General features: G+C 60.8%; 5 protein-coding genes. 3 read left to right on the top strand and 2 right to left on the bottom strand.

Annotated features, from left to right (window positions below):
• From ABF757_RS12070 to ABF757_RS12060, 3 genes are all read left to right on the top strand, one after another.
• A partial coding sequence (locus ABF757_RS12070; protein ID WP_415482578.1) for a transketolase-like TK C-terminal-containing protein occupies nucleotides 1–565 on the top strand: 565 nt, incomplete at its 5' end.
• Between the two features lie 36 nt (nucleotides 566–601).
• Nucleotides 602–1,624, top strand: coding sequence for a type I glyceraldehyde-3-phosphate dehydrogenase (gap, locus tag ABF757_RS12065; protein ID WP_415482577.1), 1,023 nt, complete (start codon nucleotides 602–604; stop codon nucleotides 1,622–1,624).
• Complete coding sequence (locus ABF757_RS12060; protein ID WP_415482576.1) at nucleotides 1,624–2,850, top strand: phosphoglycerate kinase; 1,227 nt, start codon at nucleotides 1,624–1,626, stop codon at nucleotides 2,848–2,850. Before gap ends, ABF757_RS12060 begins: the two co-directional genes overlap by 1 nt.
• Nucleotides 2,851–2,979: 129 nt before the next feature.
• On the opposite strand, the gene ABF757_RS12055 is transcribed toward ABF757_RS12060, so the two are convergent.
• Together ABF757_RS12055 and ABF757_RS12050 are read right to left on the bottom strand one after the other, a co-directional pair.
• Nucleotides 2,980–3,870, bottom strand: a complete 891-nt coding sequence (locus tag ABF757_RS12055; RefSeq protein ID WP_415482575.1) for an FkbM family methyltransferase — start codon at nucleotides 3,868–3,870, stop codon at nucleotides 2,980–2,982.
• Nucleotides 3,867–4,361 (bottom strand): DMT family transporter (locus ABF757_RS12050; RefSeq protein ID WP_415482574.1); only part of this gene is annotated, 495 nt, incomplete at its 5' end. The genes ABF757_RS12050 and ABF757_RS12055, both read right to left, overlap by 4 nt.

Raw genomic sequence — 4,361 nt, 5'->3', positions numbered from 1 at the left:
ACCCCCGCCTGACCCGCTCCCACCTAGCCCGGTGGCGCAGGGCGGGCTTGCAACTCTGCGGCCCGAGCACAGCCCCACCACGACCATGACCGGCGCGGGGGCCTCGGGCTTTGGGTCTGCCACACATGGCGGCTACGTGCTTTCCGGCGCGCGGAACCGGCAGGTAACGCTGATTGCCTCCGGCCCGGAAGTAGCGGTGGCCATGGCGGCGGCCCGGCTGCTGGCCGGGCAGGGCGTGCGTGCCGCCGTGGTGTCAATCTGCTGCTGGGAAGTCTTTGCCCGCCAGACCCAAGCCTACCGCGCCACCGTGCTGGGCGAGACCGAAGCACACCGCCAATCCACCCTGCGCGTTGGCATAGAAGCCGCCAGCAGCTTTGGCTGGGAACGGTGGCTGGGAGCTGATGGAATTTTCATCGGAATGGATGATTTTGGCATATCCGCCCCGGCCAACGCGGTGTATGAACGCTTCGGTATAACAGCCAAAGCAGTCTGCGGCAGGGTTATGGAACGCCTTGGCGTAGCCGCCACGGAGCAAGGGTCAGCCCACGAGGCCGATCCGTCCTAGAAGAAGATCATAAAAAAAACTACGGAGAACCACCCCATGGCAGTTAAAATCGCAATTAATGGCTTTGGCCGGATCGGCCGTCTTGTCCTGCGCGGCATTATCGAAAGCGGCCGCACCGATGTGGTGCCGGTAGCCATCAACGACCTTGGCAGCGTTGAGGACAACGCCCACCTGCTCAGCTATGACAGCGTGCATGGCCGTCTGGCCGCCGATGTAAAGGTTGTGGACGGCAAGCTGGTCATTTCCGCCAATGGCCGCACATGGGACCCCATCACCGTTTCCGCCGAGCGCGACCCCTCCAAGGTGCCTTTCGCTGGCATTGACGTAGCGATGGAATGCACGGGCCTGTTCACCACGCGTGAAAAAGCCGCCCAGCTTCTGGCCGCTGGCGCACGCAAGGTGATCGTCTCCGCTCCCGCAACCGATGTGGATGCAACCATCGTCTACGGTGTGAACGAGTCCGTACTGACCGCGGATATGGAAGTGATCTCCAACGCCTCGTGCACCACCAACTGCCTTGCCCCCGTGGCCAAGGTGCTGGAAGACGCCTTCGGGATCGAACGCGGCTACATGGTGACCATCCATTCCTACACCGGCGACCAGCGCACGGTGGACACCCTGCACAAGGACCTGCGCCGCGCCCGCGCTGCCGGGCTGAACATGATCCCCACCTCCACCGGGGCGGCCCGCGCCGTGGGTCTGGTTCTGCCGCAGCTCAAGGGCAAGCTGGATGGCACCGCCATTCGCGTGCCGACGGCCAATGTGTCGGTCGTGTCGCTCGACTTCGTGCCCAAGACCGCGCCTGCCAGCGTTGAGGCGGTTAACGCTGCCATCAAGGCCGTGGTGGACTCGGGTAGCATGAAGAACGCGCTGGACTACTGCGATGCGCCGCTGGTCAGCTCCGACTTCAACCACGCCATTGCATCCTCCACCTTCGACGCCACCCAGACCGCTCTGGTCGATGGCGGCAAGCTGGTGCGCGTATGCTCCTGGTATGACAATGAATGGGGCTTCTCCAACCGCATGTCCGACACGGCAGCGCTGTTCGGTTCGCTCTAATGGCCGCGCCCCTTCCCTTCGCTACGCTGGATACGCTTGACCCGCAGGGCAAGCGCATTCTCGTGCGCGTTGACCTGAACGTACCGATGAAGGACGGTCAGGTTGGCGATCAGACCCGCATCGAGCGGATTGTGCCCACAATCCGCGAACTGGCGGACAAGGGCGGGCGGGTTATTCTGCTCAGCCATTTCGACCGGCCCAAGGGCAAGGTCGTGCCTGACATGTCGCTCAAGCCCATTGCCACGGCACTGGCCACGGCACTGGGGCGGCCTGTCAGCTTCGCGCATGACTGCATTGGTGATGAAGCCGAAGCCGCCGCGCGCACCCTGCGCGATGGCGAGGTGCTGCTGCTGGAAAACACCCGTTTCCAGCCCGGCGAGGAAAAGAACGACCCCGATCTGGCCACTGCACTCGCCCGGCTGGGCGATGTGTACGTGAACGATGCGTTCTCTGCCGCACACCGCGCGCATGCCTCCACCGCCGGGGTGGCTGGGCACCTGCCTTCCTTCGGTGGCCGCTTGATGGAAGCCGAACTGGCAGCCCTGTTTACCGCCCTTGAAAACCCCGAGCGCCCCGTAGGGGCCATTGTGGGTGGCGCCAAGATTTCCACCAAGCTGGAACTGCTGGAAAACATGCTGGCCAAGGTGAACATGCTCGCCATTGGCGGTGCCATGGCCAACACGTTCCTTGCGGCACAGGGCGTAAATGTCGGCAAATCCCTCAAGGAAGAGGAAATGCTCGACACCGCACGCAAGATCATGGCCGAAGCCAAGGCGCGCGGCTGCGATCTGGTTCTGCCGGTGGATGTGGTCGTAACCGAGGAATTCATGGCGGGTGCTCCTACGCGGACCGTGCCTGTTTCTGAAATTCCCGATGGCTGGATGGCGCTCGATGTCGGCCCGCAAAGCGTGCAGATACTCAACGCCAAGCTGGCCGGGCTGAAAACACTGGTGTGGAATGGCCCGCTGGGCGTGTTTGAACTGCCCCCCTTCGACGAGGGCACGAACGCCGTAGCACAGAAAGCCGCGCGCCTGACACAGGCAGGCACGCTCAAAACCGTGGCTGGCGGTGGCGATACCGTAGCCGCCCTGCGCCACGCGGGTGTGCTGCACGACATGACCTATGTTTCCACCGCCGGTGGTGCGTTCCTTGAATGGCTCGAAGGCAAGGTTCTGCCCGGCCTGACCGCCATCAGCACCACGCTGGAAAAGACTCTGCCGGTCTGACCCCGGCCCGCACCGCCTCTCCCTCCTGTCCATAGCGGGCAGTTGGGTGGGGCGGTGTTCTTACCTTAGGCCTTCTGACAGGGCATATCTCGCCACAGAACGCGCCCTGAAGGCAGCAGCCTCCCGCTTCTAAAAAAAGATACGCGCCAGATGTGGCGGCACAGCCAGAATATTCTCCTGCTTGCCTGCCCAGTCGAACGCGACAGGCACAAAGCCCTCAACCTTTGTACGAATAGCCAGAACCCGATAACCACGAGGTAGGCTGTTCATGAATGTTTCCTCATCCACAAAGCTTTTTTTGGTATCGCGGTTCAGTTCCATGATGATGACGGGCTGATCACGCTCAAGCGTTTGGCGCAGGCCTCGTAGCACATGCGGCTCAAAGCCTTCCACATCAATCTTGACCAGCCCGACAGTGACTGCCTCAGCCTCCGTTACCGCGTCTCCCACACATACAGGGAGCACAACCCCGTTGGCCTCCGCACACTCGGTTACAAAATACCCTGTTCCCATATTGTCTTTTTTTGGTGGGATAAATACGAGCTGCGTTTCTTCATCTCCCAGACCAAAAGCAAACAGACGGATATTTGAAAAACCATTTCTGTCCACATTGCTTTTCAGTCTGGAAAAAATGGCCGGAAAGGGCTCAAACGCCAGAACGGTAGCAAACAGCCTGCCTCCCAAAATGGAAAACAGCCCGCTATTGGAACCAATATCCATAAAAGCCTGCTCAGACAGGCCGGGAATGTTTTTTACGCAATACTGCAGGCATGACAGCGTATTTCGCTCATACATGCCCGTATAATAAACATATGTATCAATCAGATTGGCCGGAGCGCAGAGATAATCCAGCCCGAAAAGATCCACCCGGCGCTCGCCCACCAGTCCATGCGGCACCAGCCAGCCCAGCAGCTTCCTGCGCAGGGCAAAGGGCAGAAGCCGACAATGCAGCGCTCTGCGCAGGAGCCGCTCCGCCATACCAGCCTGTTCAGGCATTTTTGGCAGGTTTTGTGTCCTCACGGTTCTTCCACGATCGGAATATCACTGTTCGCAGAATGTTTTTTACGGCGCGAAGGCATGCGGCTGAACAGTTGCGCCACCAGCACGCCCCCCATAACAACCGCCCCACCCAGCAGCGTGGGTAAGCTTGGCACCTCGCCCAGCATGAAATACGCCATGACCAGCACCGTAGGGGCATCCAGATACAAAAACCCTGCCGAACGCGCGACACCCATGCGCCCTACCACATGCGCCCATGCCGCATAGCCAACAACGGATGGGAAAATAGCCAGTACCAGCATCAGAATCCACGGCGCCATGCCATGGCCCTGCGCTTGCGTAATGGCCCCCGGCAACCATGGCAGCAACGCCACGGCCCCGCATAGCAATATCCACGCCGTTGTCGGCAGGGGGCCATAGCGCGCAATCAGGGGCTTTTGCAGCACGTAATACAGGGCCGTGCATAAGGCTGCTGCCAGAATACAGGTCGCCCCCGAACCAAAGGAAAAGCC

The sequence above is a fragment of the Acetobacter papayae genome (assembly GCF_047721125.1).
Lineage (GTDB): Bacteria > Pseudomonadota > Alphaproteobacteria > Acetobacterales > Acetobacteraceae > Acetobacter > Acetobacter papayae.
This window is presented reverse-complemented; position numbering and strand designations above follow the sequence as displayed.

Bases quoted from the DNA above. Each gene is read 5' to 3' on its own strand.
- gap (WP_415482577.1), top strand. From the start codon at position 602: ATGGCAGTTAAAATCGCAATTAATGGCTTTGGCCGGATCGGCCGTCTT.
- ABF757_RS12060 (WP_415482576.1), top strand. From the start codon at position 1,624: ATGGCCGCGCCCCTTCCCTTCGCTACGCTGGATACGCTTGACCCGCAG.